Source organism: Kitasatospora sp. NBC_01250 (assembly GCF_036226465.1).
Taxonomy (GTDB): Bacteria; Actinomycetota; Actinomycetes; order Streptomycetales; family Streptomycetaceae; genus Kitasatospora.
The window spans coordinates 6,407,422-6,432,697 of record NZ_CP108476.1 but is presented as its reverse complement, the minus strand read 5'-3'; the positions used below and the strand labels follow the sequence as shown (position 1 = coordinate 6,432,697).

Below are 25,276 nucleotides of genomic sequence, written 5' to 3'. Positions count from 1 at the left end.
CGACCAGCACTTTCACTCAGCACTTGACACACTTTGACTGCTTGTCAGGAGCCGGCCTGCCGCCGGCCGGTCACCGGGGCGGCGGCCGGCAGCCCCAGCACGGTCAACGCCGTCCGATAGGCCGCCATCGCGAGTCCCGTCTGCTCACGCTCGGCCCAGGAGTCGCCGAGCCGGCGCCACAGCAGGGCCACCGAACGGTGCTCACCGGCCCTGGCCAACAGCATTCCGCAGCGCAGCAGCTCGGCCTCGCCGAGAGCCGCTTCGCCGCCCGCCAGATGGGCCCGCCCGAAGGCCAGGGCGAGCGCCGCACGCTCGTGCGCCAGGTCCTCACCGGTCGCCTCCACCAGCAGTACGCCGCGCTCGGCCCACTCCAATGCCGCCTCTGGATCGCCGAGTTGGACCAGCACCTCGGCCAACAGTGCGACGCAGAAGACCACTTCACCGACCCCGGCGCTGTCCCGCAGGATCTCGTAGGCAGCAGGCAGCAGTTGGGCCGCCCTGGCCGGCTCGCCCCGGGCCACCAGCACCAGGGCCAGGTCGCACCGGAGCAGGCCCTGGTGCCGGGCATTGTCCGTCTCCGCCATCAACACCAGTGCCCGCTCGGCGAGTTCCAGCGCCTCGTGGTAGCGGCCGAGCTCCCGGGCGATCAGCGAGGCGTTCCACTCCAGCGCACCGCGGGTCTCCCGGGAGCCGGTCGATCCGGCCAACGGCAGCAGCCGTTCGGCCAGCAGCCTGGCCGAGACCAGGTCGCCGCGCTGGACGTAGCAGCTCGTGAGGGTCGAGCCGAGCTGCAGGTGCTCGTCCAGGAGCGCGGGCCGGCGCAGCCGCAGCTCGCGCAGCGCCCGCTCGCCGACGTCCACGCTCATCGCCTGGTCCCCGACGTCCCGGTAGCAGCGGCACAGCGCCATCGAGAGCAGGGCCCAGTCCGCGCTGCCGACCTCGGTCCCCGGCTCCGCCAGCAGGTCGCGGTAGGCGCCGATCGCCGCCTCCAGGCGGCCCAGCTTCTCCAGCGCCCAGGCCCGCCCGCGCCGGGCACGCCGGGCAGTGGCCGGGTCGGGCGGCGGGTCGGCGGCCAGCACCCGGACGAAGACGGCCAGCGCCTCGGCGTCGCCACCGTTGCGCAGCGCCAGCTCGGCGAAGGCGGTGTCCAGCCGCAGCGTCACGGGCCCGTCCTCCTGTCGTGTTGCCCCCACCGACCACCGACCGTCGACCACCGCTGGCGGATCGCCGACCAGTGCAACTGCCTTCACCGGGTGGTGACTTGAACCCAGGCTACGCGCCCGCTTCAGGGCCCCGCGGGCCGCAGCACCAGCGGCAGCGGAGCCGCGCCCGACAGGCCGGCCGCCGCGAGGCCCTGACGGTAGGCGTTCATCGCCGCCTCCGGCCGGCCGTGACCGAGCCACTGATCGCCCAGCGCCCGCCAGGCCTCCGCGCGCTCGCGCCCGGCGACCACCCCGGCCGTGGCCGTCTCCAGCAGCCGGGCCACGGTCGTCAGGGCCGCGCCCGCCTCCCGCGCGCGGCCCTGCAGCCGGCGGGCCTCTGCCCGGCGACCACCCCGGCCGTGGCCGTCTCCAGCAGCCGGGCCACGGTCGTCAGGGCCGCGCCCGCCTCCCGCGCGCGGCCCTGCAGCCGGCGGGCCTCGCCCAAATGCAGCCAGGCCCGGACGCCGATCATGCCCTGGTCGGTGCCGGCCAGCTCCAGCGCGCGGCGGGCCTGCGCGGCCCCCGCCGCGTACTCGCCCAGCAGCAGCTCCGCCCGGGCCAGGCTCAGCGCGCAGCCGGCCCGGTCCGTCCCGCACCCGCGGCGGGCCAGCTCCCGCTCGGCCGATGCGAGGTACTCCTTGGCCAGCACCGGCTCGGGCGCGGGGCCCTCCAGCAGCAGCGCCCCGTAGCCGGCCCGCAGCAGACCCAGCTGACGGGCCAGCTCCTCCGCCGCGGGCAGCACGAGCGCGCGCTCGGCCAGGGTGAGCGCGAGCCCGGTGTCCCCGCGCTGCTGGGCGCGACGGCTGGCGTGCCGGAAGACGGCGGCACGGGCGGGCGGAGCACCGGTGCGCCCGCTGTGCGGCAGCAGCCGGTCGGCCAGCGCCCTGGCCTCCGCCAGGCGACCACTGCGGTGGTGCGCCTCCAGCAGCACCACGCCCAGGGCCAGGTGGTCCTCGGTGTCGGCGGCGAACACCTGGTCCAGCCGGGCCAGTGCGCCGCGGCCCAGCTCCCCGGCGCTGGCCGGCTCGCCCACCCGCAGGTGGCAGCGGCACAGCGCCACCGCCAGCCGCAGCCAGGCGGCCGATCCCGCGCCGAGCGCCGGATCGCGGTACAGCTCGTGCAGGACGGCCAGCGCCTCGCCCGGGCGGTCCAGCTCCTCCAGCGCGTGGGCGCGGGCGAGCCCGGCCCGGCGCCGGGTGTCCTGGTCGATCGGCGGCGGCTCGGCCAGCACCGCCTCGCAGGCCGCCAGCCCCGAGCCGTACTCCCCGCCGTGCAGCGCGAGCTCCCCGAGGGTGACCCGCAGCAGCAGATCCCGCTGGCGTTCCAGCTCGTGGTCGCGCTCCTGCCCGGTGCGCAGGTACTCCACGGTGCAGCCGAGCCCGCCGGCCAGCCTGCGCAGGATCGCCGGCGTCACGGCGCGCTTGCCGGACTCCAGCAGCGACAGATAGCTGACCGACAACCCCTCGCCGGCCAGGTCGCTCTGCTTCAGACCGCGCTCGCGGCGCAGGTCCCGCAGTCGTCGGCCGATCTCCGCTGTCGCGTCCTGCCCGGATTCCATGCCCGCCCTTGCCTCTACTGTCCGGCGCTGACCAAGCACCGATGGTGACTTGACTCCCTTGTTTACAGGATTGACAACGCCGCTCCAAGAGCCCGGACGCAATGCGCGACAGCCCTTGCCACGCCTGGAAGCCGAAGCCGCGCGAATCCCGCCTCGCACCTGGAGTTGCGAACGCGTAACAATGGAACCCATGTGTGTCCCTCCGACGCGCCCCGATCGCGCGTACCGTGCCGCCTCCCCCACCCCGGTCGGGGGCAGCCGCCTCGCACTGTGGGAGGACAAGCGGTGATGAATCCACGACCAGAGGATGATCGGACGGGTACGGAACGTCTGGCAGACTTCTCGTCCATGGGGGAACCGACCGACACCCGGACGCAGGACGGCGACGAAGCCGCCCAGCTCCGTCACGACAGCTCCGTCCGAGCCACCGGCCGTCCGGCCGACGAGGCCGCGGACGGAGCCGGCGGCAGCACCGCCCTGCGCACCGAAAGGTCGCTGCGCAGTCGGATCACCGCGCAACGCCGCATCCCCGCCCGGCCCCGGCTCTGGTTCGAGCTCGCGCTGATCGGCCTCAGCTACTGGCTGTACTCGCTGGTCCGCAACGCGTTCCCGACCCAGGCGGCGGTGGCACAGCAGCACGCCGACTGGGTCTGGCACGCCGAGCAGTTCCTCGGCATCGCCGTCGAGCGCTCGATCAACCACGGCGTCAACTCGGTCACCTGGCTGATCGTCGGGATGAACTACTACTACGCCACCCTGCACTTCGTGATCACCATCGGCGTGCTGGTCTGGCTCTACCGCAGCCATCCCGGCCGCTACGCGGCCGCGCGCACGGTGCTCTTCATCACCACCGGCGTCGCGCTGCTCGGCTTCTACTTCTTCCCCCTGGCACCGCCGCGGCTGGCCGGTTTCGGCTTCATCGACACCGTCACGGTCCACCACACCTGGGGCTCGCTGGCCTCGGGGGCGGCGGCCAGCGCCACCAACCAGTTCGCCGCGATGCCCTCGATGCACATCGGCTGGTCGGTGTGGTGCGGGCTGACGATCTTCTTCCTGGCCGAACGCACCTGGGTGCGGGCGCTGGGGCTGGTCTACCCGCTGCTCACCCTGACGGTGATCATCTCCACCGCCAACCACTACTGGATGGACGCGGGCGGCGGCCTGCTCTGCCTGGGCATCGGCTTCGTCGGCACCCGGCTGGTGTACCACCGCTGGGCCTACCAGTTCCCGCAGATCCCGGCCTCCTGGCAGAAGGCGGCGGTACCCGAACAGCGGCCCACCCCGGTGGCCGCAGGACGCCGCTAGCACCGGTTCACGCACCGCGCGCCGGGCGCCCGTCACGGGATCACCCATGGCGGGCGCCCGGCGTGTGCAGCGCCGCTCAGCCGCTCGTTCAGCCGTCCGCACGGCCGCTCGGCCGTGCACCCGGCCGCCCGCTCAGCCGTAGAAGAGGCGCTCCACCACCGTCCGGGCGCGCCGGGTGGCCCGCCGGTAGTCGTCCATCAACTCCCCGCTGTGCCCCGCCCCGTACCCCAGGTAGCGGGCCACCTGGGCCAGCTCGCGCGGCTCGTTCGGGAAGCTGTCCCCCGGGCGCCCGCGCACCAGCATCACCGCGCCGCGCACCCGCGAGGCCAGCACCCAGGCGGTGTCCAGCACCTCGGCGTCCTCGCCCGCCAGCAGGCCCGCCCGGGCGGCTGCGAGCAGCGCCTGGCGGGTCCTGGTGGTGCGCAGCCCGGGCAGCTCGTGGCCGTGCCGCAGCTGCAGGAGCTGCACGGTCCACTCGACGTCCGCGAGGCCGCCGCGGCCGATCTTGGTGTGGGTGGTCGGGTCGGCCCCGCGCGGCAGCCGCTCGCTCTCGATCCGCGCCTTGATCCGCCGGATCTCCAGCAGGTCCCGCTCGGGCACCCCACCGAGCGGGTAGCGCAGCGGGTCGATCAGCTCCCGGAACCGCTCCCCCAGCTCCGCGTCCCCCGCCACCGGCTCGGCCCGCAGCAGCGCCTGGCTCTCCCAGACGTGCGACCAGCGCGCGTAGTACGCCGCGTACGAGCCGAGCGTGCGGGTCAGCGGCCCCTGTCGGCCCTCGGGACGCAGATCGGCGTCGACCAGCAGCGGCGGCTCGGTGGAGGGCGCGGCCAGCAGGGTGCGCAGCTCGTTGCAGACGGTGCGGGCGGCGGCGGTGGCGTCGTGCCGGGTGTCGGGCAGCGCCTCGTGCACGAAGAGCACGTCGGCGTCCGAGCCGTAGCCGAGCTCACGGCCGCCGAACCGGCCCATCGCGATCACCGCGAGCCGGGCCGGGAAAGCCTCGCCGTGTGCCTGTTCCCAGCCCGCCGTGCAGGCGGCCAGCGCCCCGGCGAGGGTGGCCGCGTTGAGGTCGGTGAGCGCGGTGGCGGCGGCGTCCAGGGCCTCGCCCGGATCCTCGCCGAAGCGCCCGAGCAGGTCGGCGGCCGAGGTGCGGAACAGCTCGCGGCGGCGCACCGAACGGGCCGCGGCCACGCCCGCCGCGGCGCTCGGCGCCCGGCCGACCGCCGCCCGCACCTCCTGCTCCAGCGCGGCCCGCCCGCGCGGCACCAGCCCCTGCGGATCGCCCAGCATGGCCACCGCCTCCGGCGCGCGCAGCAGCAGGTCCGGGGCCAGCCGACCGGCCGACAGGATCCGGGCCAGCTGCTCGGCCGCCGCGCTCTCGTCCCGCAGCAGGCGCAGGTACCAGGGCGTGCGGCCGAGCGCGTCGGAGACCTGGCGGAAACCCAGCAACCCCGCGTCCGGGTCGGCGGAGTCGGCGAACCAGGCCAGCAGCACCGGCAGCAGGGTGCGCTGGATGGCGGCCTTCCGGCTCACCCCGCTGGCCAGCGCCGTCAGGTGGCGCCGGGCGGCCGGCGGATCGGCAAAGCCGAGCGCCTTGAGCCGCTCCTCGGCCGCCTCCTGGCTCATCGCCGGGGTGCCCGGGGTGAGCGCCTCGCCGGCCGACAGGTCGGCCACGGCCGCCAGCAGCGGACGGTAGAAGAGCTTCTCGTGCAGCCGGCGCACCTCCAGGGCGTGCCGCTTCCACTCGCGCTCCAGCGCCGCCACCGGATCGGCGCGGGTGTCGCCGTTGATCATCGGCGCCATCGAGCGGGCCAGCCGGCGCAGGTCGGCCGGGTCCTTGGGCATCAGGTGGGTGCGCCGCAGCCGGTGCAGCTGGATCCGGTGCTCCAGCTCGCGCAGGAAGCGGTAGGCGGCGTCCAGCGAGGCGGCGTCCGCCCGCCCGACGTAGCCGCCGGCCGACAGTGCGGCCAGCGCCTCCAGCGTGTTGCCGCTGTGCAGGCCCGCGTCGGTGCGGCCGTGCACCAGCTGGAGCAGCTGGACCGAGAACTCCACGTCGCGCAGCCCGCCGGGGCCGAGCTTGAGCTGGCGGTCCAGCTCGGTGGCCGGGATCGCCTCGATCACCCGGCGGCGCATCTGCTGCACGTCCGCGACGAAGTTCTCCCGCTCGGCCGCCTGCCAGACCAGCGGTGCCAGCGCCGCCACGTACGCCTCGCCCAGCTCGGTGTCACCGGCCACCGGGCGGGCCTTCAGCAGCGCCTGGAACTCCCAGGTCTTGGCCCACCGCTGGTAGTAGGCGAGGTGGCTGGCCAGGGTGCGCACCAGCGGCCCGTTGCGGCCCTCGGGACGCAGGTTGGCGTCCACCGGCCAGATGGTGCCCTCCCGGGTGGTGTCCGAGCAGAGCCGCATCATGGCGGCCGCCAACCGGTTGGCGGCGCTCAGCGCGAGGTGCTCGCCGACCCCCTCACGGGCCTCGGCGACGAAGATGACGTCCACGTCGGAGACGTAGTTGAGCTCGCGGCCACCGCACTTGCCCATGCCGATCACGGCCAGCCGGCAGGCGTCGGCGGCGGCCGGTTCCTGCTCGGCGGCGATCATCAGCGCGGTGCGCAGGGTGGCGCCGGCCAGGTCGGCCAGCTCGGCGGCGGTCTGCGCCAGATCGGTGGTGGCGGTCAGATCGCGCGCGGCGATGGTCAGCAGGCAGCGGCGGTAGGCGGCGCGCAGCGCGTCGGCCGGCTCGCCCTCGGCGGCCCGTACCCGCTGCTCCAGCTCGCGCCGGAACTCGCCGGTGCCCGGGTGCATGTCGCGCTGTTCGAAGGTGACCAGGGCGTGCCAGTCCTGCGGGTGGGTGGCCAGGTGGTCGCCGAGCGCGGCCGAGGCGCCGAGCACCCCGAGCAGCCGGTCGCGCAGCGGCTTGGAGGCGGTCAGGGTGTCTCGCAGGGCGTGCCGTTGGCTCTCGCCGAGCGCTTCGAGCAGCCGGGCCAGGCCCAGCAGGGCGAGGTCGGGGTCGGCGGTGGCGCCGAGCCCGTCGAGCAGGATCGGGTCATCGGCCAGCCCGTGCAGGGCGGGGGCGGACAGCCGGCGCACGGCCGCCTCGGGGTCGGTGAACCCCCGGCGGACCAGCCGGTTCTCGGGCCTGCTGACGCGGCTCCCAGCGGAGGTCATCGCACTCCTCGTCGCTCATATGATCAGCATTTAGCCTAGGCGCTTTTCCCAGTCATTCCCCGCCGTGGCCCCCCGACGCACAACCGCCGTGGGCCCGGCCCGGTCCACCCGGACGGCCCAAGGCGCGCTGCGCGCCACGCCGACGACGGTGGAGGGTGGACAGCGCACGGGCCGCTCGGGCCCGCCGCCGCACCCGAGGGGTGTCCATGCGCCTGATCAGCCTGCCGCTCGGCCTGATGACGGCCATCGCGCTGACCGTCTCGACCGCCACCGTCGCCGGCGCCGCTCCCGGCGCCGGCACCTCAGCACCGTTCGCGGCGGCCACCGTCGCCTTCACCGACGACTTCCACACCCTGGACGTGGGCCCGGGCCACACCTGGGGCTGGCAGACCGGCGCCTACCAGGACTGCGTGGACAACCAGCACGACTTCAAGCTCGACCACCTCAGCGAGTCGGCGCTGAGCGCCGCCGGCGGCCACCTGACCATCACGGCCTCCCCGCGTCCCGACGGCAACTGGGACACCGGCCTGCTGACCACCGGCGACTCCTGCGACACCGGCGGCGACGGCACCGAGATCCGCACCGGCGACCTGATCATGGCCCACGTCCGGCTGCCCGACGCCGACTCCGGCGCCTGGCCCGCGCTGTGGAGCTGGCGGGACGGGCAGAACGAGGTCGACGTCTTCGAGTGGCAGGCCGACCACCCCGGCACGCTGGAGTTCGTCAACCAGGTCCACAGCGGCACCGGCCGCTACACCAACGCCGCGGTGTCCGCCGACGGCTGGCTCTACGTCGGCGCCCGGCTGGGCGCCGACAACACCACCTGGTACGTCGGCCCCAGCCTGGACCACCTCGCCGTCGCCTACGCCGACCACAGCGGGGTCGGCCCGGACTTCGCGGCCTACCCGGTGCTCAGCCTCTCCGTCAACAACGGCGTCTACCACCCGGCCCCGACCACCTCGAAGCCGATCTCCTTCAGCGTCGACTCGCTGACCGTCTACCGCCCGGCACCACCCGGCCTGCCCGACTCCTGAGGCCTGTGCGACGCCTGACCGTCCGTCAGCCGCCTCGCCGCGGTGGCCGTCAGGCCTGCACGGATGCCTGCGCGGAGCGCAGCTCGGCGTTGCGCCGGGTCTTGACCCAGCCGTTGCGGCCCTTGACGAACCGTCCCGCCGCCCGCCAGGTGCACAGGCAGTAGAGCCAGATGTAGCAGGAGTAGGCCACGCCCCAGCCGAGACAGCGCCACAGGCCCGCCGCCCGCTCGCACTTGAGCCAGTAGAGCGGGCCCCAGATGGTGAACTGGATGACGCTCAGCACCAGGTAGGCCAGCAGCAGGCCGTAGCCGCCACCGCTCGACAGGAACGCGCCGAGCGCCTCCGGATGGCGTACGAAACGCACCGCCAGCAACACCGCCAGGGCCGGGAAGACCACGCTGCCGAACAGCTGCAGCCAGGGCTGCAGGAGGCAGTAGGTGATCTCCAGGACGCCCATCGTGGTCAGCTTCCGGGAGTCCCAGATCCGCGGCAGGTAGCGCATGCACTGCATGGCGCCCTGGCTCCAGCGGGCCCGCTGGGCGAGCAGTTGCCGGACGTTCCACAGCCCTTCCTGGTCCACCCAGGTGTCCCGGGTGAACGCGGTGCGCCAGCCCGCCAGGGTCAGCTGGAGGCCGAGCTCGTAGTCCTCCAGCAGCGAGCCGCCCCACGGCCCGCCGCCCTCGCCGGTCGTGGTGGCCTCCTGGAGTGCGATCCCCTGCAGCGCGGAGAGCCGGGTGAACTGGCCGTTGCCGCCCATCGCCACCGTGCGGGTCATCCGCCGGCTGAGCTGCACGGCCGGGATCGCGGTGCGGAACTCCAGGTCCTGCATCCGGACCAGGGTGCGGGCCAGCAGGTTGCGCACCAGGTAGGGGTGGGGCAGCGGCCGGCGCTCGTCCCGGTTGGCCATCCGCACCTCGATCTGCACCGCCGCGATCCCGGGGTCGCCGAAGAGGTGGTCGGCGGAGATGATGCCCAGGCAGCCCGGGCCCGGGGTGCCGTCCGCGTCGAACACCCCGACGATCACCCGCTCGGGCGCGACGTCCTCGGGCAGCCACGCGCACAACGCGCGGTAGGCGGCGTTCAGCGCCGCCCCCTTGCCGGTCCTCGCCTGCGGCAGGACGCGCTGGACCAGGTGCACGTACGGATCGGTGGCCGCGGCCTCGCTGATCACCCGCGCCGTCCCGTCGACCGAGGCGTCGTCGATCACCCACACGTGCAAGGCCGGGTGCAGCCCGCGCAGCCGGGCCAGCGTCTGGCCGATGACGGCCTCCTCGTCCCGGCAGGGCACCAGCACGTGCCAGTCCAGTGCCGCCGCGTCGCCCGGCGGCCGCGGCCTGCTGCGCAGCAGCGGCGTCACCAGGACGGCCACGTAGGCGACGAAGACCGCGCCCAGCAGCAGGGAGACCGCCATGGCGAAGCTGAGCACCGTGCCGGCGGAGTGGTTCACGGGGTACCGCCTCTCGATCCGCTGGGCCGCAGGGGTCCGGTCGGCCGCAGCCGCGGGGGCCGGAGCACGCCGTCACGTGCTCCGGCCCCACGGGCCAACTCGCCGACCGGGTGACCGGCCTCAGGCATTCCCGCCGCGCTGGCGCGCGGCCCGCGTCAGCAGGGCACCGCCGAGCACCATGAGCACGGCCAGCACGGTCAGCAGCAGGGTGTGGCTACCGGTGGCGGCGAGTTCGCAGGTACCGGCGGCCGCGGCGGCGCCACCTACACAGGGCTTGTACACGGACGTCCTCCAGGGAGTCGTTGGGTCGTACGGGGTTCGCCGGCGGCCGTCGCGGCCACCGCGTCTGGGGGAACCGGCAACCCGGGCGAACCGCTCGTCCGCCCGGCCGACACGGCCCGGCCACGCGCGTCGGCCAGCGCCAGGGTCAGCGCGGTGATCCGCTCGCCGGCCCGCCCGTCGCCGTACGGGGACGGCAGCGCGGCCAGCCTCGCGGCCAGCGAGGCGTCGGCGATCAGCCGACGCGCCAGCTCGCCGATCGCCGGCCCCGGGCGGAGCAGGGTGGCGAAGCCGGCCTCGACCGCCTCCGGGCGCTCCGTGCTGTTGCGCACCACGATCAGCGGCTTCTTCAGCACCGTGCACTCCTCCTGCACGCCGCCGGAGTCGGAGACCAGCAGTCGGGCCCGGCTCGCCAGGCCCAGGAAGGACGGGTGGTCGATGGGCTCGATCGCCCGCAGCGCCGCGAGCCGCTCGGCCAGGCCGTGCCGGGCGATGCACCCCCGGGTGCGCGGGTGCATCGGGAACAGCACCGGCAGTCCCAGCCCGCCGAGTTCGGTCAGGATCCGCTCCAGCCGGGCCGGGTCGTCGGTGTTCTCCGGCCGGTGGACGGTCGCCAGCACGTACTGGTCCGCCCGCACCCCGTGGCGCCGCAGCAGCGCGGCGCACTCGGCCGGCCCCGGCATCGACTCGGCGACCGCCTCGACGATGGTGTTGCCGGTGAGGTGGATGCGGCTCTCCGGCACCCCCTCCGCCCGCAGATTGGCTGCCGCCACCGTGGTCGGCGCACAGTGGGCGTCGGCCAGCACCCCGACCACCTGACGGTTGATCTCCTCGGGCATCTCCCGGTCGCGCGACCGCAGTCCGGCCTCCACGTGGACCACCGGCACCCCGTGGTAGTGCGCCGCCTGCGCCCCCGCCGAGGTGGTGTTGGTGTCGCCCTGCACCACCACGGCCGCCGGCGGCTCGGCGGTGAAGAGGTCCGACAGCGCCGAGATCATGTCGCCGATCTGACGCCCGCGCACCGCGCCGCCGATGTCGGTGAGCCGGACGTCGGGCGGCGCCAGTCGCATCGCCCGGAAGACCCCGCCGGCCATCGCCTCGTCATAGTGCTGCCCGGTGTAGACCACCCGGGCCCGGTCACCGAGACCGCGGATCACCCCGGCCAGTTTGAGGATCTCGGGCCGGGTCCCGAGCACCACCGCGACCGCCTCCGAGAGCGGACTGGACACCACCGACCGACCTCCTGGGCTCACGTGGTGCCATCCGCACCGCCCAGGAGGATTAACCGAATATCGGCCTGCCCTGCCCACCAGCCCCGAGATCCACCCTGATGGCCCGCCCCATCACCCCACCGGCGCACGAACGGACCCGCCCCAGCCGGCCAACCCTGCCAGCGGGACGGGCCCGTACGTCGCCCGCTTGCTGCGGGGCCTTCAGCGCACCTGGAGGTCAGCGGACCCGGTAGATCTGACCGGTTTGCGCGCCTGGGAGGCGCCCTGGCGGACCAGCTCCAACCGGCTCAGCGCCTTCCCCTGGCGCCGCCGTCTACCTCGCCCACCCAGCCCACCCCGTCCGTCCCCGGACGGGAGACCTCCTCGCGGTGGTCCGGGAAGTGGTGAGCGGCCAGCCGGGGCCGGTTCACCCGCCCCGGCTGACGCTCTGACCTGCGCCTACAGCACCTGCAGGTTCTTCCGCAGCTCGAAGGGGGTGACCTCGGAGCGGTACTCCTCCCACTCCTGGCGCTTGTTGCGCAGGAAGAAGTCGAAGACGTGCTCGCCCAGTGTCTCGGCGACCAGTTCGCTGCGCTGCATCAGGTCGATCGCCTCGCCGAGGTTCTGGGGCATGGGCTGGATGCCCATGGCGCGGCGTTCGGCGTCGGACAGGGCCCAGACGTCGTCGTCGGCGCCGGGCGGGAGTTCGTAGCCCTCCTCGATGCCCTTGAGGCCGGCGGCCAGGGTGACGGCGTAGGCGAGGTAGGGGTTGCAGCCGGTGTCCAGGGAGCGGACCTCGACGCGGGTGGACCCCTGCTTGCCGGGCTTGTACATCGGGACCCGGATCAGCGCCGAGCGGTTGTTGTGGCCCCAGCAGATGTACGAGGGGGCCTCGCCGCCGGCGCCCGCGGTGCGCTGGGAGCCGCCCCAGATCCGCTTGTAGGAGTTGACCCACTGGTTGGTCACGGCGGCGGTCTCGGCGGCGTGCCGCAGCAGGCCGGCGATGAAGGACCGGCCCACCTTGGAGAGCTGGAACTCGGCGCCGGACTCGTGGAAGGCGTTGCGGTCGCCCTCGAAGAGGGAGAGGTGGGTGTGCATGCCCGAGCCCGGGTGCTGGGAGAAGGGCTTGGGCATGAAGCTGGCGTGCACGCCCTGCTCCAGTGCCACCTCCTTCATCACCAGGCGGAAGGTCATGATGTTGTCGGCGGTGGAGAGCGCGTCGGCGTACCGCAGGTCGATCTCCTGCTGGCCGGGGGCGCCCTCGTGGTGCGAGAACTCCACCGAGATGCCCATCGACTCCAGCATCGTGATGGCCTGTCGGCGGAAGTCGTGGCCGACCCCGCGCGGGGTGTGGTCGAAGTAGCCCGACTGGTCGGCCGGCTCGGGCGCGGTGCCGTCCCCCGGGAGGTTCTTGAGCAGGAAGAACTCGATCTCGGGGTGGGTGTAGAAGGTGAAGCCCTGGGCGGAGGCCCGCTCCAGGGTGCGCTTCAGCACGAACCGCGGGTCGGCATAGGAGGGCGAGCCGTCGGGCATCAGGATGTCGCAGAACATCCGCGCGGTGCCGGGGACCTCCGAGCGCCAGGGCAGTATCTGGAAGGTGGTCGGGTCCGGCTTGGCGATCATGTCCGACTCGTAGACCCGGGCGAAGCCCTCGATCGCCGACCCGTCGAACCCGATCCCCTCGTCGAAGGCCTGCTCCAGCTCCGCCGGGGCCACGGCCACCGACTTGAGGAAGCCGAGCACATCGGTGAACCACAGCCGGACGAACCGGATGTCACGCTCTTCGAGCGTACGAAGCACGAACTCCTGCTGCTTGCCCATGGGGACAGTCTCACCTCTGCTCTTTACGTTCGTGTTACGCAAAGACCCCACCCACGAGCACCCCTCGGTGGGACATGCGAACGACTACTGCCCATCATTCCGGATTCCGGCGCCACTGGAGCACCGGGTGGCAGGAACAGCTCGGGAACGGGGTCCGAACGACTCGAACTGATGACGGCCCCCACCCCCCCATAGCGTCAGAACGACGATTACACTGGCCCCATGCCGAATCTCCGCCTCGCACTGGCCCAGTTCGACCCCTCCGTCGGGGACATCGCGCACAACAGCGACGAGGTGGTGCGCTGGAGCAAGCGCGCGGCCGAGCGCGGGGCGCGGTTGGTCGCCTTCCCCGAGATGGCCCTGACCGGGTACCCGGTCGAGGACCTGGCACTGCGGGCCTCCTTCGTCGAGGCCTCCCGGTCCGCCCTGGTGGAGCTGGCCGAACGGCTGGCCGCCGAGGGGCTGGGCGACCTGCCGGTGGCGCTGGGCTACCTGGGGCGGGCGCAGACGACCTCCTCGCCGCAGAACTGCGCGGCGGTGCTGCACGGCGGCAAGGTGGTGACCAGGTTCGCCAAGCACTTCCTGCCGAACTACGGCGTCTTCGACGAGTACCGCTACTTCGAGCCGGGCGACCAGCTGCCGGTGCTGCGGCTGGACGGCGTGGACGTGGCGCTGGCGATCTGCGAGGACATCTGGCAGGAGGGCGGCCGGGTGGCCGCCGCGGGCCAGGCCGGGGCGGGGCTGCTGCTGGTGCTCAACGGCTCGCCGTACGAGCGCAACAAGGACGACGTGCGGCTCGAACTGGTCCAGCGCCGGGCCGCCGAGGCGGGCTGCACGCTGGCCTACCTGAACATGGTCGGCGGCCAGGACGAGCTGGTCTTCGACGGCGACTCGCTGGTGGTGGACGCGGCCGGCCGGGTGCTGGCGCGGGCACCGCAGTTCGAGGAGAGCCTGCTGGTGGTGGACCTGGAGCTGCCCGGGGCCAGCGTCACCGCGGCGGACGGCGAGCGGTTCAGCGACGGGCTGCGGCTGGTCCGCACCGACCTGGGCGGCCAGGTGCAGCCGCGGCCGGCGCAGCCGGAGGGCGAGATCGTCCCCGGACTCACCGACGAGGCGGAGATCTACGCCGCGCTGGTCACCGGCACCCGGGCGTACGTGCGCAAGAACGGCTTCAAGTCGGTGCTGATCGGCCTCTCCGGCGGGATCGACTCGGCACTGGTGGCGGCGATCGCGGTGGACGCGATCGGCGCCGAGAACGTGCACTGCGTGTCGATGCCGAGCCAGTACTCCTCGCAGCACTCCAGGGACGACGCGGCCGAACTGGCCCGGCGCACGGGGCTGCACTTCAGGACCGTCTCGATCGCGCCGATGTTCGACGCCTACATGGGCTCGCTCGGGCTCACCGGACTGGCCGAGGAGAACCTGCAGTCCCGGCTGCGCGGCACGCTGCTGATGGCGATCTCCAACCAGGAGGGCCACATCGTGCTGGCCCCGGGCAACAAGAGCGAGCTGGCGGTCGGCTACTCCACGCTCTACGGCGACTCGGTGGGCGCCTTCGGCCCGATCAAGGACGTCTACAAGACGCTGATCTTCCAGCTGGCCCGGTGGCGCAACCAGGCGGCGGTGGAGCGCGGCGAGGTGCCGCCGATCCCGGAGAACACCATCAGCAAGCCGCCGAGCGCCGAGCTGCGCCCGGACCAGGTGGACAGCGACTCGCTGCCCGACTACGACCTGCTGGACTCGATCCTGGACGCCTACGTCGAGGGCGACCAGGGGCGCGACGCGATCGTGGCGCTCGGCTTCGAGGCGGCCGTGGTGGACCGGGTGGTGCGGCTGGTGGACACCGCCGAGTACAAGCGGCGGCAGTACCCGCCGGGCACCAAGATCTCGCCCAAGGGCTTCGGGCGGGACCGCCGGCTGCCGATCACCAACGGCTGGCGCCGGGGCTGAGGACGGCGGGTGGGCCGCCGGTGCGCAGACCGGCGGCCCACCCGGGGCGTCAGCGGTTGCAGCGGGCGGCCCGGGGCGTCAGCGGTTGTAGCGGTAGTCAGCCGCGATCGCCCGGTGGTCGCTGCCGTCGGCCGGCAGCACCCAGGAGTCGGTGGGCTTCATCCCGCGGCTCATGATCTGGTCGATCCGCGCCATCGGGAACTGCGCGGGCCAGCTGAAGCCGAAGCCGGAGCCGGCCGAGCCCTGGGCCGAGCGCAGCTGCGAGGTGACCGGGGCCAGGCTGCGGTCGTTCATGGTGCCGTTCAGGTCGCCCAGCAGCAGCACCTTGCCCAGCGGCTCGGCCTGGATCGCGTCACCCAGTGCCTGTGCGCTGACGTCGCGCTGCCCGGCCGTGAAGCCGGCGTCGAACTTGACCCGCACCGAGGGCAGGTGGGCGACGTAGACGGCGAGCGGGCCCTTGGGGGTGGCCAGCTGGGTGCGGAAGGCCCGGGTCCAGCCGATCTTGATGTCGACCACCCGGGTGCCGCTGATCGGGTACTTCGACCAGAGGCCGACCGTGCCCTCCACCGTGTGGTACGGGTACTCGGCCGCGAGCCCGCTGGTGTAGGTGGGCAGCGAAGCGCCGGTCAGCTCCTCCAGCGCGACGATCTGCGCGCCGGAGGCGTTGACCAGCCGCACGGTACCGGCCGGGTCGCGGTTGTCGGCGTCGACGTTGTGGGTGAGCACGGTGAAGCTCGAACCGTCGGCGGCGCCCGTGCCACTGCTCTTGTCGCTGAGCTGCCCGCCGAAGAGCATCGTCCACAGCACGGTCGGCAGCAGCAGCGCGATCAGCGCGACGGCCGAGCGGCGCAGCAGTGCGGCCACCAGCAGGAGCGGCACGGCCAGGCCCAGCCAGGGCAGGAAGGTCTCCAGCAGGCTGCCGAGGTTGCCGACCGAGTTGGGCAGCTCCCGGTGGAAGCCGAGCAGCACCCCGACCAGCACGGCCAGCGCCGCGATCAGCCAGCCCCGGCGCCAGGTGGTGCTGCCGCGGCGGTCGCGGCCCCACTGGAGCACCCACGGGCGCCGCCGCCCGGTGCCGGAGCCCGTCGAGCCCGACCCGGCGGGCTCGGTGCCCGCGGCGGGCTCGGTGCCGGCAGCCTCGAGGACGGGTGCGGCCTCCGAGGCGGGTGCGGCCTCGGGGACGGGTGCGGCCTCGGCGCCCGCAGCCATCGGCGCGGCGCCGTCGGCGCCAGCCCATGCCTCGCCGGCCTGCGTCATGCGGTGACCCCCTGCTGGTCTGGGTGCGTGTCCAAGCTGTCGACGGACGTATCCCGAAATATGGGATCTTCGGCTCAGCCTATGCCGTGACAGACGCACCGCAGCACATCGAGGGTTCCGCCGATCGGGCAGCTCAGGCGGCGCCGACCCGCTGAGCCGGGCCACGCAGCCCCTCCAGCAGGGAGTCCACGATGGTGGCGGCGAGCTCGGGGTCGTCCAGCGGCGAGTCGTCCCAGACCACCGCGCGCAGCAGCATCGGGCCGATCAGCATCTCGCCGAGCAGTTCGCTGTCCAGGTCGGCGCGGAACTCTCCGGCGGCCACGCCGCGCTCCACCACCCGGCGGATCTTCTCCCGGCGCTCCAGGACCACCTGGGCGTAGTAGGTCTCCTTGAGCGCGGGCATCGAGTGCATCTGGTCCAGCACCATCCGCAGCACCCAGCGGGAACGCTTGGCCAGGCCGCGCCGCCGCATGAAGTCCAGGATCACCACCAGGTCGTCCCGGGCGCTGGTGCCCGGCAGGGCCGGCTCCGGCTCCTCCAGCCGGACCAGCACGTCGACGAGCAGCGCCTCCTTGTTGGCCCAGCGGCGGTAGATGGTCGCCTTGCCCACCCCGGCGGCCTGGGCGATGCCCTCGATGGTGAGGTCCGCCAGGCTGCCGCCCTCGGTCATCAGCCGCTCCACGGCCGCGTGGATCGCCTGCTCGGCGGCCTCGGAGCGGGGCCGCCCCCGCCGCGGCGGCACGCACGGCGGCGGCGCGGCGGGGGCGGTGAGGGTGGCCTGACGGTCCGTGTCCATGGGGCCATTGTCCATCGTGATGCTCAGGCCTTGGTCGATTCGGCGGCCGGTACGGCACGCAGCGTCGGCGCATCGGCGGGGGCGGCACCGGAGCCCGGGGCCGCGACCTTGCCGGGCAGGAAGAACCAGGCCAGCAGCGCGCCGACCAGGGTGACCACGGCGGACAGGCCCGCCACCACGTGCATCGCGTGGATGAAGGAGTCGAAGGCGGGCTGGACCAGCACGCTGCCCCGGGGCCCCATGCTCCCGGCCACGCCCAGGGTGGCCTCCACCGACTCGCCCGCCTTGTCGCGCAGGGCCGGCGGCAGCAGGGTCAGCTTGTCCGCGATGCCGTCGCGGTAGCTGGTGGAGAGCACGGCACCGAGCACCGCGACGCCGAGCGAGCCGCCCACCTGGCGGAAAGTGTTGTTGAGCGCCGAGCCGGCACCGGCCTTCTCCCGCGGGAGCGAGCCCATGATCGCCACGGTCACCGGCGGCATGACGTGCGCCATGCCGGCGCCCATGACGAAACCGATCACCTCCAGCACCCAGATCGGGGTGGACTGGCCAAGCAGCAGGTAGCCGAGGAAGGCGATCGCGATCAGGGCCATGCCGCCGGCGCAGGTGGCGCGCACGCCGAGCTTGTCGACCACCAGGCGCGCCCTCGGCGCGAAGATCAGCTGGGCGCACGCCAGCGGCAGCATCAGCGCACCGGAGGCCAGCGCACTGTAGCCGCGCACGCTCTGGGTGTAGAAGACGCCGAAGAAGGAGACGCCCATCAGCGCGAAGAAGACCAGGCCGATCACCGTCACCGAGGTGGAGAAGGCCTTGTTGCGGAACCAGGTGACGTCCAGCGCCGGGTGGCTGACCCGCCGCTCGTAGACCACGAACGCGACCAGGGCGAGCACCCCGACCAGCACCGGCACCCAGGCGGCCGCGGCGGTGAAGTCGGCCAGCTCGCCGCCCTTGATGATGCCGTAGATCAGCGCCACCAGGCCGATGATCGACAGCAGCACGCCGACCGGGTCGAGCTTGCCGGGGTTGGGGTCGCGGGAGTCGGGGACCAGCAGGAACATCGCGACCAGCGCCACCGCGACGATCGGGACGTTGACCAGGAAGACCGAGCCCCACCAGAAGTGCTCGATCAGCAGACCGCCGGTGATCGGGCCGATCGCGATCGCCAGACCCACCGCGCCGGCCCAGATGCCGATGGCCTTGGGCTGCTCGTGCCGCTCGAAGACGTTCATGATGATCGCCAGCGTGGCGGGCATCACGAAGGCCCCGCCCAGGCCCATCACCGCACGGAAGCTGATCAGCTCGCCCGGGCTGGAGGCCAGCGCCGAGAGCAGCGAGCCGACGCCGAAGATCAGCATGCCGACCAGCAGGGCCTTCTTGCGCCCGAACCGGTCGCCGAGCAGGCCGGAGGTGAAGAGCAGCCCGGCGAAGACCAGGGTGTAGGAGTTGATCGCCCACTCGAGGTCGCTCTGGGAGGCGCCCAGACCCACCGGCGCCGGGGTCGCGATGGTCTTCATCGCGACGTTGAGGATCGAGTTGTCGAGGACGACCACGAGCAGCGCCAGGATCAGCGTGCCGAGGATCGCCCACCGACGGCGGTGGATGGCTTCCGGCACGCGTGGCGCGACGCCGGCTACTGCGGTGGTCATACGTCTGTCCCGTTCCGTACGGAGGTGTGCGGCGTGCTGGCGAGGTGCCGGCCGGAGCCGCCGAGCGGTAAGCGGAGACTCATCGAGACGGCAGCGTCTCGTAATCCCCCCGGCCCGACTGTACCGCCTTTTGCGATACGAGACGTACTCGTTTCGCAAATCCCTGCTGCCGGGAACCGGCGGGCCCGCCGCGCCGCCGCTGGGCCCCCGGCTCTTTGCGCCGCGCCCGGGCCGTGCAAGCATGGAGGAGATCCGGGGACGCCGTACGGCGCCACGAGACCACAACCCTTCAGGAGCCTGTTCGATGAACGCTTCTCAGCTTTCGCCTGCCCAGACGCCGACCGGCCCGGACCAGACCGGCCAGTCGCACTCCGGCCAGACGCAGCACTCCCTCTACGGCGGGGTCACCAACCGCCGGGTCACCGTCCGGGACCTGGCCGCCGCCAAGCAGCGCGGAGAGCGGTGGGCGATGCTCACCGCCTACGACGCCCTGACGGCCGGCGTCTTCGACGAGGCCGGGATCCCGGTGCTGCTGGTCGGCGACTCCGCCGGCAACTGCCACCTCGGCTACCAGACCACCGTCCCGGTCACCATGGACGAGATGGTGATGCTCAGTGCCGCCGTGGTGCGCGGCACCGAGCGCGCGCTGATCGTCGGCGACATGCCGTTCGGCTCCTACCAGGAGTCCCCCGCGCAGGGCCTGCGCAACGCCGCGCGGCTGATGAAGGAGGCCGGCGTCGGGGCGGTCAAGCTCGAAGGCGGCGAGCGCAGCGCGCACACCATCGAGCTGCTGGTCGACGCCGGCGTGCCGGTGATGGCCCACATCGGCCTGACCCCGCAGTCGGTGCACGCCCTGGGCGGCTACCCCGTACAGGGCCGGGGCGAGGAGGCGGCCCACAAGCTGCAGCGCGACGCCAAGGCCGTCCAGGAGGCCGGTGCCTTCGCGGTGGTGCTGGAGGCGGTACCGGCCGAACTGGCCGCGCACGTCACCGAGTCGCTGGCGGTGCCGACCGTCGGCATCGGTGCCGGGTCCGGCTGCGACGCCCAGGTGCTGGTGTGGACCGACATGGCCGGCATGACGGCGGGGCGGGTGCCGAAGTTCGTCAAGCAGTACGCCAACCTGCGCAGCGTGCTGGGCGATGCCGCCCGCGAGTTCGCCGCCGACGTGCTCGGTGGCAGCTTCCCGGCGCCGGAGCACACCTTCAAGTAGCGGTTTCCGTGCCCCGTCGGCCCGCTGTCGGCGTCCTGACAGCGGGCCGACAGCGGTGACAGCGGGCCGACGGCGGCGGCGGACAGTCTTGAGCCATGACACCGACCGCCACCGCCCCGAACGACCGGGGGCACCTCACCTCTCTCCCCCGCGACAGCCGGCCGAACGCCGTGGAAGCCCGCGGGATCGTCAAGCGCTTCGGCGGCCCGTCGGGGACCACCGCGCTGGACGGCGTCGACCTGACGGTCCGCCAGGGCACCGTCCTCGGCGTGCTCGGCCCCAACGGCGCCGGCAAGACCACGCTGATCCGGGTGCTGTCCACGCTCATCAAGCCGGACGCCGGCACCGCCACGGTCTGCGGGTTCGACGTGCTGCGCCAGCCCAAGCAGCTGCGCCGGACCATCGGCCTCACCGGACAGTACGCCTCGGTGGACGAGCTGCTCTCCGGCTACGAGAACCTCTACCTGATCGGCCGGCTGCTCGACCTCTCGCGCAAGGACGCCAAGGCCCGCGCGAGCGAGCTGCTGGAGCGCTTCTCGCTCACCGAGGCGGCCCGCCGCGAGGCCAAGACCTACTCCGGCGGGATGCGCCGCCGGCTCGACCTGGCCGCCAGCATGATCGGCCGCCCCCGGGTGCTTTACCTGGACGAGCCCACCACCGGACTGGACCCGCGCACCCGCAACGAGGTCTGGGCCGAGGTCCGGCGGATGGTGGCGGACGGCAGCACCGTGCTGCTCACCACCCAGTACATGGAGGAGGCCGAGCAACTGGCCACCGACCTGACCGTGATCGACCGCGGCCGGGTGATCGCCAACGGCTCGGTGGCCGGGCTCAAGGAGCAGGTCGGCGGAAAGACCCTGCGGATCCACCCCGCCCGCCCCGGTGAACTCCCCGAGATGGCCCGGAGCCTGGCCGAGGCCGGCGTCGCCGGTGCCCTCGGCCACCCGCAGCACGAGGTCCTCACCGTGCCGATCAACGACGAGGCACAGCTGACCACCGTGATCGGCGTGCTCGGCAGCCGCGGCTTCGGCATCGCGGCCATCGACACCGAGGTGCCCAGCCTGGACGAGGTCTTCCTCGCCATCACCGGTAAGCCGTCCGCCGCACACATCGAGGGGCCCCAGTCATGACCACCGCGACCATCGCACCGCCGCGCCCCGCCGAGCGGCTGGCCGCCGACGGCCGGACCACCCTGCGCGACCACCTGCGCCACATCGGCGCGCTGACCCGCCGCAACCTGATGCGGGTCAAGGCCGACCCCGAGTCGATGTTCGACGTGCTCCTGATGCCGATCGTCTTCACGCTGCTCTTCGTCTACGTCTTCGGCGGCGCGGTCTCCGGCAACCAGCAGTCCTACAAGCAGTACCTGATCCCCGGACTGCTGGGCAGCACCGGTCTCAACCTGGCCATGGCGGTGGGCACCGGCCTCAACAGCGACCTGGCGACCGGGGTGATGGACCGGTTCCGCAGCCTGCCGATCGCCCGCTCCTCGGTGCTGGTCGGCAAGATGCTGGCCGAGGCGCTGCGCGGACTGCTCTCCTTCATCATCCTGATCGGCTTCGCCCTGCTCCTCGGCCTGCACCTGCCGACCGGCGGGTTGGGCGTGCTGGAGTCGATCGGGCTCTCGATGGTCTTCGCGATGTCGCTGGTCTGGGTCTCGATGCTGCTGGGTCTGACCGCGCGCAGCCCGCAGGCCGTCCAGGGGCTCGGCATGCTGGTGATGATGCCGCTGCAGTTCGGCAGCTCGATCTTCGCGCCTACCGGCACCATGCCCGGCTGGCTGCGCGCCTTCACCCACTACAACCCGCTGTCCAACCTGGCCGATGCCAACCGCAGTCTGATCAACGGCGGTCCGTTGACCCACTCGGTGACCATGGTGCTGCTCTGGTCGGTGGGGGTGACCGCGATCACCGCGCCGCTGGCGGTGTCCCGGTTCCGCAAGCGGGTCTGACGCGCCCGCCGACGGGCCGTCAGGCCTCCTGCGCCAACGCGTCCATCAGGGCCGTGATCGCCTCCCAGGAGAGCGCACGGCCCTGTTCGGCGCACCGGTCGAACTCCGCGGCGCCCAACAACGCGGTCAGGTCCCGCTGCTGGCGCTCGCGCTCGGTCCGGTCCACGAAGGATCCCCGGACGTTGCGCCAGCCGCGGTGCACCCCGAACAGCACGGCGGCCCGCGCGGCGGTGTCCCGGTCACCGTCCCGCCCGGCCTGCGCCAGGAGGACCCCGATCACGGCCGGCAGCACCTGCAGCATGCTGTGCTGCGCGAAGAGGAAGGCCTCCGAGCGCGTGCGGCGCAGCGTGCTCAGCCCCGCCCGCAACAGCCGCGCCCCCTCCTCCACCTCACCGCACCGGGCCGACAACGCGGCGTCGAAGCAGTCCAGCACGCCGCCCATCAGGCCCAGCTGCGCGATGCCGGCCGAGCCCTGCCGCAGCTCGCGCAGCTCGGCCAGGGCGGCGTGCTCGTCCCCCCGCTGCATGGCCAGCGCACCGAGCAGCAGACGGCCGAAGAACAGCGCGCCGCGTTCCTCCTGGCCGCCGTGCGCGCCGGCCGCCACGCCGGTGCGGATCATCCGCTCGCCCTCGGCCTCGTCCAGTTCCAGCAGCGCCTCGCCGAGCCGGATCTGGAGCATCGGCACCTCCTGGGGACCGCCGGTCTCCTCGGCCAGCACGATCGCGCGCCGGTAGGCGTCGATCGCACCGGCCGTGTCGCCGTAGTGGCCGGCCGTCTCGGCCTGGACCCCCAGGGTCTCGGACAGCCCCCAGCCGTCGCCGAGCCGGGTGTAGATCGCGATCGCCTCCTCGCCGTCCAGCCGGGCCTGCTCCAGCCCGCCGACCAGGTCGTTGGTGAACCTGGCGCGCACCTGCAGGACCCAGGCCAGCTCGCTCTGCCGGCCGAACCGGCGGCAGCCCGCGACCACCCCCTCCAGCAGCCGCGGCATGCTCTCGAACCGCTCCGTCAGCAGGCTGGCGAAGATCCGCAGCAGCGGCGGGTGGGTGAAGGACTGCGGCAGGTCCGGGTGGTAGAGCCGGTTGATCTGCCGCACCCGCTCCAGCACATCGATCTCGTCGGCCAACTCCTCCTCGAACCTGAAGCGGGCGACCGTCTGGAAGACCCCGGCCTGCCGGCGGGCCTCGGCCAGCACCGGCTCCGGCCACGGCAGCGGGTGCTCCAGCGGCCCCTGCTCGAGCGGTTCGGGCAGCGCGGCGTCGGCGGTGAACGGGTCGGGCCCCAGCAGGCAGACCTGGTTCAGCCAGTCCGCGGCCTCGGCCTGGAAGTCGCGCAGCATCCAGAACCACGACATGGCGAGCACCAGGCTCAGCGCCTGCTGCTCGGCCCCGGTGTCCACCGCGTGGCGCAGCGCGGCCCGGACGTTGTCCTGCTCCCGCTCCAGCACGAGGAGCGCCCGCGCCTGCCGGCGACCGTGCAGGTCGAAGTAGGCGGTGCGGGCCAGTTCGCGGAAGGCGGCCAGGTGGCGCTCGGTCGCCGCGCCGGCGCCGGTCTCGGCCAGCCGCTCGGCGGCGTACTCGTGGATCGTCTCCAGCATCCGGTAGCGCGGTGGTGCCTGCGGGTCGAGACCGGCCACCAGCAGCGACTTGTCGACCAACGAGAGCAGCAGCTCGGCCACCTGCTCGGAACGCACCGACTCGCCGTCGGCGCAGACCCGTTCGGCGCTCTCGAGGGACGCGCCGCCGGCGAAGACCGACAGTCGGCTCAGCACCGCACGCTCCCGCTCGTCCAGCAGCTCCCAGCTCCAGTCCACCACCGCGCGCAGCGTCTGCTGGCGCGGCAGCAGGACCCGGCTGCCGCCGGTGAGCAGGGCGAAGCGGCTGTCCAGGCGGTCGGCGAGCTGGCGCGGCGTCAGGCCGCGCAGCCGGGCCGCGGCCAGCTCGATGGCCAGCGGCAGCCCGTCCAGGCGGCGGCAGATCTCGGCGCAGGCCACCGGGTCCTCGTTCACCGTGAAGCCGGCCCGGGCGGCCGCGCCGCGCTCGCCGAGCAGCCGCAGCGCGACCGGGTCGGGCAGCGGCTCCACCGGCAGCACCATCTCGCCGGGCACCCCGAGGGGCTCACGACTGGTCGCCACGATGCTCAGCCGCGGGCACTCAGCGAGCAGTTGGTCGGCGAGTTCGGCGGCGGCCTGGATCACGTGCTCGCAGTTGTCGAGCAGCAGCAGCATCCGGGCCGGGCCGCAGTGCTCGACGATCCGGCGCACCGGGTCGTCCGGGCGGCCCTCGGTGAGGTTCTGGTGCAGCACGGTGGCCCGCAGGCCCAGTGCGGAGAGCACCGCGCCGGGGACGGCGGACGGGCTCTCCAGCGGCGCGAGTTCGGCCTGCCAGACCCCGTCCGGCCAGTGCGCGCCCGCCTGGGCGAGGCGGCCCGCCTCCAGCGAGAGCCGGGTCTTGCCGGAGCCGCCGGGGCCGGTGAGGGTGATCAGCCGGGCCGAGCCGATCAGGGCGGCCAGCGCGTCCAGGTCCTGCTCACGGCCGACGAAGCTGGTCAGCCCGGGGCGCAGGTTCCCGGCGGCGGGGACGCCCGCACCGGGGGCGGGGGCGGGTGGCTCGGGCAGGTCGGCGGGGGCCGGGACGGGCGGCGGGCCCGGTATCCGGGGCGGCGGAGCGGCGGGCGCCTGCTGGAGCAGCTCCTGGTGGACGGCCCGCAGCTCCGCCCCCGGGTCGGCCCCCAGCTCCTCGGCCAGCGCGCGGCGCAGCCGCTCGTAGCGCTCCAGCCCCTCGGCGGTGCGCCCGAGGCGGTGCAGCGCGCGGATCCACAGCACGTGCAGCGGCTCGTCCAGCGGGTGGTCGGTGCAGAGCCCGGCCAGCTCGGCAGCCACCTCCGCGGCGTGTCCGAGCGCGAGGTCCGCGCTGATCCTGTCCCGGCGTGCCTCGGCCCGCTGGGCCTCCAGGCGCACCGCGCTGCCCGCCCGGTCCGGCAGGTCGGCCAGCACCGGGCCGCGCCACAGCGCCAGCGCGGCGCGCAGCTGCTCGGCCGCGGTCCCGGCGTCGCCGGCGGCCAGCGCACGCCGGCCTAGCGCGGCCAGCTCCTGGAACCGGCCCAGGTCGCTGTCGACCGCGGTCAGCCAGTAGCCGCTGGGCCCCGAACCCACCTCGGCGCGCCCGATGGTGCGGCGCAGCCGGCCCACCAGGGTCTGCAGCGCGGCGCCCGCGTCCTGCGGGAGCTCACCGTCCCAGACCTCGGCGACCAGGACGTCGGCCGGTACTGGGCGCCCCTGGCGCAGCACCAGCGCGGCCAGCAGCGCGCGCAACCGCGCACCGCCGAGCGCAACCGGGGTGCCGTCGTCGTGGTGGGCGGTCGTGGTGCCGAGGATGCCATAGTGCACGGGGACCATTCTGCGGCCTGTCGGGCGGCTGCCCCGCCGGATTTCCGGGCTCGCGGCGCCACCCGGGC

At 73.6% G+C, this 25,276-nt stretch carries 18 protein-coding genes; 6 read left to right on the top strand and 12 right to left on the bottom strand.

Translation table 11 applies throughout. The annotated features are described in order from the left end of the window. Positions 1 to 44: 44 nt before the first annotated feature. The 3 genes from OG500_RS27200 to OG500_RS27190 all read right to left on the bottom strand — a co-directional run bounded on the left by OG500_RS27200 (position 45) and on the right by OG500_RS27190 (position 2,760). Complete coding sequence (locus OG500_RS27200; RefSeq protein WP_327069493.1) at positions 45 to 1,163, bottom strand: CDC27 family protein; 1,119 nt, start codon at positions 1,161 to 1,163, stop codon at positions 45 to 47. Between the two features lie 122 nt (positions 1,164 to 1,285). Then, positions 1,286 to 1,486, bottom strand: coding sequence for a hypothetical protein (locus OG500_RS27195; RefSeq protein WP_327069492.1), 201 nt, complete (start codon positions 1,484 to 1,486; stop codon positions 1,286 to 1,288). 5 nt (positions 1,487 to 1,491) lie between these two features. Continuing rightward, on the bottom strand, positions 1,492 to 2,760 hold the full coding sequence (locus OG500_RS27190; protein WP_327069491.1) for a helix-turn-helix transcriptional regulator: 1,269 nt from the start codon (positions 2,758 to 2,760) through the stop codon (positions 1,492 to 1,494). A gap of 348 nt (positions 2,761 to 3,108) precedes the next feature. Between OG500_RS27190 and OG500_RS27185 the strand changes: the two genes are divergently transcribed. Beyond that, on the top strand, positions 3,109 to 4,065 hold the full coding sequence (locus tag OG500_RS27185) for a phosphatase PAP2 family protein (RefSeq protein ID WP_327069490.1): 957 nt from the start codon (positions 3,109 to 3,111) through the stop codon (positions 4,063 to 4,065). Positions 4,066 to 4,197: 132 nt separating this feature from the next. Here the strand turns inward: OG500_RS27185 and OG500_RS27180 are convergent, their stop codons facing one another. Next, the gene (locus OG500_RS27180; RefSeq protein WP_327069489.1) at positions 4,198 to 7,224 is read right to left on the bottom strand and encodes a bifunctional [glutamine synthetase] adenylyltransferase/[glutamine synthetase]-adenylyl-L-tyrosine phosphorylase; all 3,027 of its coding nucleotides are present in this window, start codon (positions 7,222 to 7,224) and stop codon (positions 4,198 to 4,200) included. A gap of 206 nt (positions 7,225 to 7,430) precedes the next feature. Here OG500_RS27180 and OG500_RS27175 point away from each other — a divergent pair, with 206 nt between their 5' ends. Continuing rightward, complete coding sequence (locus OG500_RS27175; RefSeq protein ID WP_327069488.1) at positions 7,431 to 8,258, top strand: beta-glucanase; 828 nt, start codon at positions 7,431 to 7,433, stop codon at positions 8,256 to 8,258. A 49-nt stretch (positions 8,259 to 8,307) separates the two neighbouring features. On the opposite strand, the gene OG500_RS27170 is transcribed toward OG500_RS27175, so the two are convergent. The 4 genes from OG500_RS27170 to glnA all read right to left on the bottom strand — a co-directional run bounded on the left by OG500_RS27170 (position 8,308) and on the right by glnA (position 13,016). Then, positions 8,308 to 9,705 carry a glycosyltransferase family 2 protein gene (locus OG500_RS27170; RefSeq protein ID WP_327069487.1) on the bottom strand — a complete coding sequence of 466 codons (1,398 nt, stop codon included), beginning with the start codon at positions 9,703 to 9,705 and terminating at the stop codon, positions 8,308 to 8,310. Positions 9,706 to 9,825: 120 nt separating this feature from the next. Then, positions 9,826 to 9,987, bottom strand: coding sequence for an LPXTG cell wall anchor domain-containing protein (locus OG500_RS27165; protein WP_327069486.1), 162 nt, complete (start codon positions 9,985 to 9,987; stop codon positions 9,826 to 9,828). Next, complete coding sequence (wecB, locus tag OG500_RS27160; RefSeq protein WP_329583989.1) at positions 9,969 to 11,216, bottom strand: non-hydrolyzing UDP-N-acetylglucosamine 2-epimerase; 1,248 nt, start codon at positions 11,214 to 11,216, stop codon at positions 9,969 to 9,971. Before wecB ends, OG500_RS27165 begins: the two co-directional genes overlap by 19 nt. Positions 11,217 to 11,654: 438 nt before the next feature. Continuing rightward, entirely contained in the window at positions 11,655 to 13,016 is a 1,362-nt protein-coding gene (gene glnA / locus OG500_RS27155) for a type I glutamate--ammonia ligase (protein ID WP_327069484.1), read from the bottom strand. Between the two features lie 222 nt (positions 13,017 to 13,238). On the opposite strand from glnA, the gene OG500_RS27150 reads away from it, so the two are divergent. Beyond that, positions 13,239 to 14,966, top strand: a complete 1,728-nt coding sequence (locus OG500_RS27150) for an NAD+ synthase (protein WP_327069483.1) — start codon at positions 13,239 to 13,241, stop codon at positions 14,964 to 14,966. Between the two features lie 78 nt (positions 14,967 to 15,044). On the opposite strand, the gene OG500_RS27145 is transcribed toward OG500_RS27150, so the two are convergent. From OG500_RS27145 to OG500_RS27135, 3 genes are all read right to left on the bottom strand, one after another. Next, positions 15,045 to 16,223, bottom strand: a complete 1,179-nt coding sequence (locus tag OG500_RS27145; RefSeq protein ID WP_327069482.1) for an endonuclease/exonuclease/phosphatase family protein — start codon at positions 16,221 to 16,223, stop codon at positions 15,045 to 15,047. 133 nt (positions 16,224 to 16,356) lie between these two features. Then, positions 16,357 to 17,019, bottom strand: a complete 663-nt coding sequence (locus OG500_RS27140) for a TetR/AcrR family transcriptional regulator (RefSeq protein WP_327069481.1) — start codon at positions 17,017 to 17,019, stop codon at positions 16,357 to 16,359. 23 nt (positions 17,020 to 17,042) lie between these two features. Continuing rightward, on the bottom strand, positions 17,043 to 18,662 hold the full coding sequence (locus OG500_RS27135) for a DHA2 family efflux MFS transporter permease subunit (RefSeq protein ID WP_327069480.1): 1,620 nt from the start codon (positions 18,660 to 18,662) through the stop codon (positions 17,043 to 17,045). Between the two features lie 304 nt (positions 18,663 to 18,966). Between OG500_RS27135 and panB the strand changes: the two genes are divergently transcribed. The 3 genes from panB (at position 18,967) to OG500_RS27120 (ending at position 21,823) form a co-directional block, all read left to right on the top strand. Further along, positions 18,967 to 19,872, top strand: a complete 906-nt coding sequence (panB, locus tag OG500_RS27130) for a 3-methyl-2-oxobutanoate hydroxymethyltransferase (protein ID WP_327069479.1) — start codon at positions 18,967 to 18,969, stop codon at positions 19,870 to 19,872. 170 nt (positions 19,873 to 20,042) lie between these two features. Further along, entirely contained in the window at positions 20,043 to 21,002 is a 960-nt protein-coding gene (locus OG500_RS27125; protein ID WP_327071704.1) for an ATP-binding cassette domain-containing protein, read from the top strand. Next, entirely contained in the window at positions 20,999 to 21,823 is an 825-nt protein-coding gene (locus OG500_RS27120; protein WP_329583985.1) for an ABC transporter permease, read from the top strand. Before OG500_RS27125 ends, OG500_RS27120 begins: the two co-directional genes overlap by 4 nt. A 19-nt stretch (positions 21,824 to 21,842) precedes the next feature. On the opposite strand, the gene OG500_RS27115 is transcribed toward OG500_RS27120, so the two are convergent. After that, on the bottom strand, positions 21,843 to 25,217 hold the full coding sequence (locus OG500_RS27115; RefSeq protein ID WP_329583983.1) for an AfsR/SARP family transcriptional regulator: 3,375 nt from the start codon (positions 25,215 to 25,217) through the stop codon (positions 21,843 to 21,845). Positions 25,218 to 25,276 lie beyond the last annotated feature (59 nt).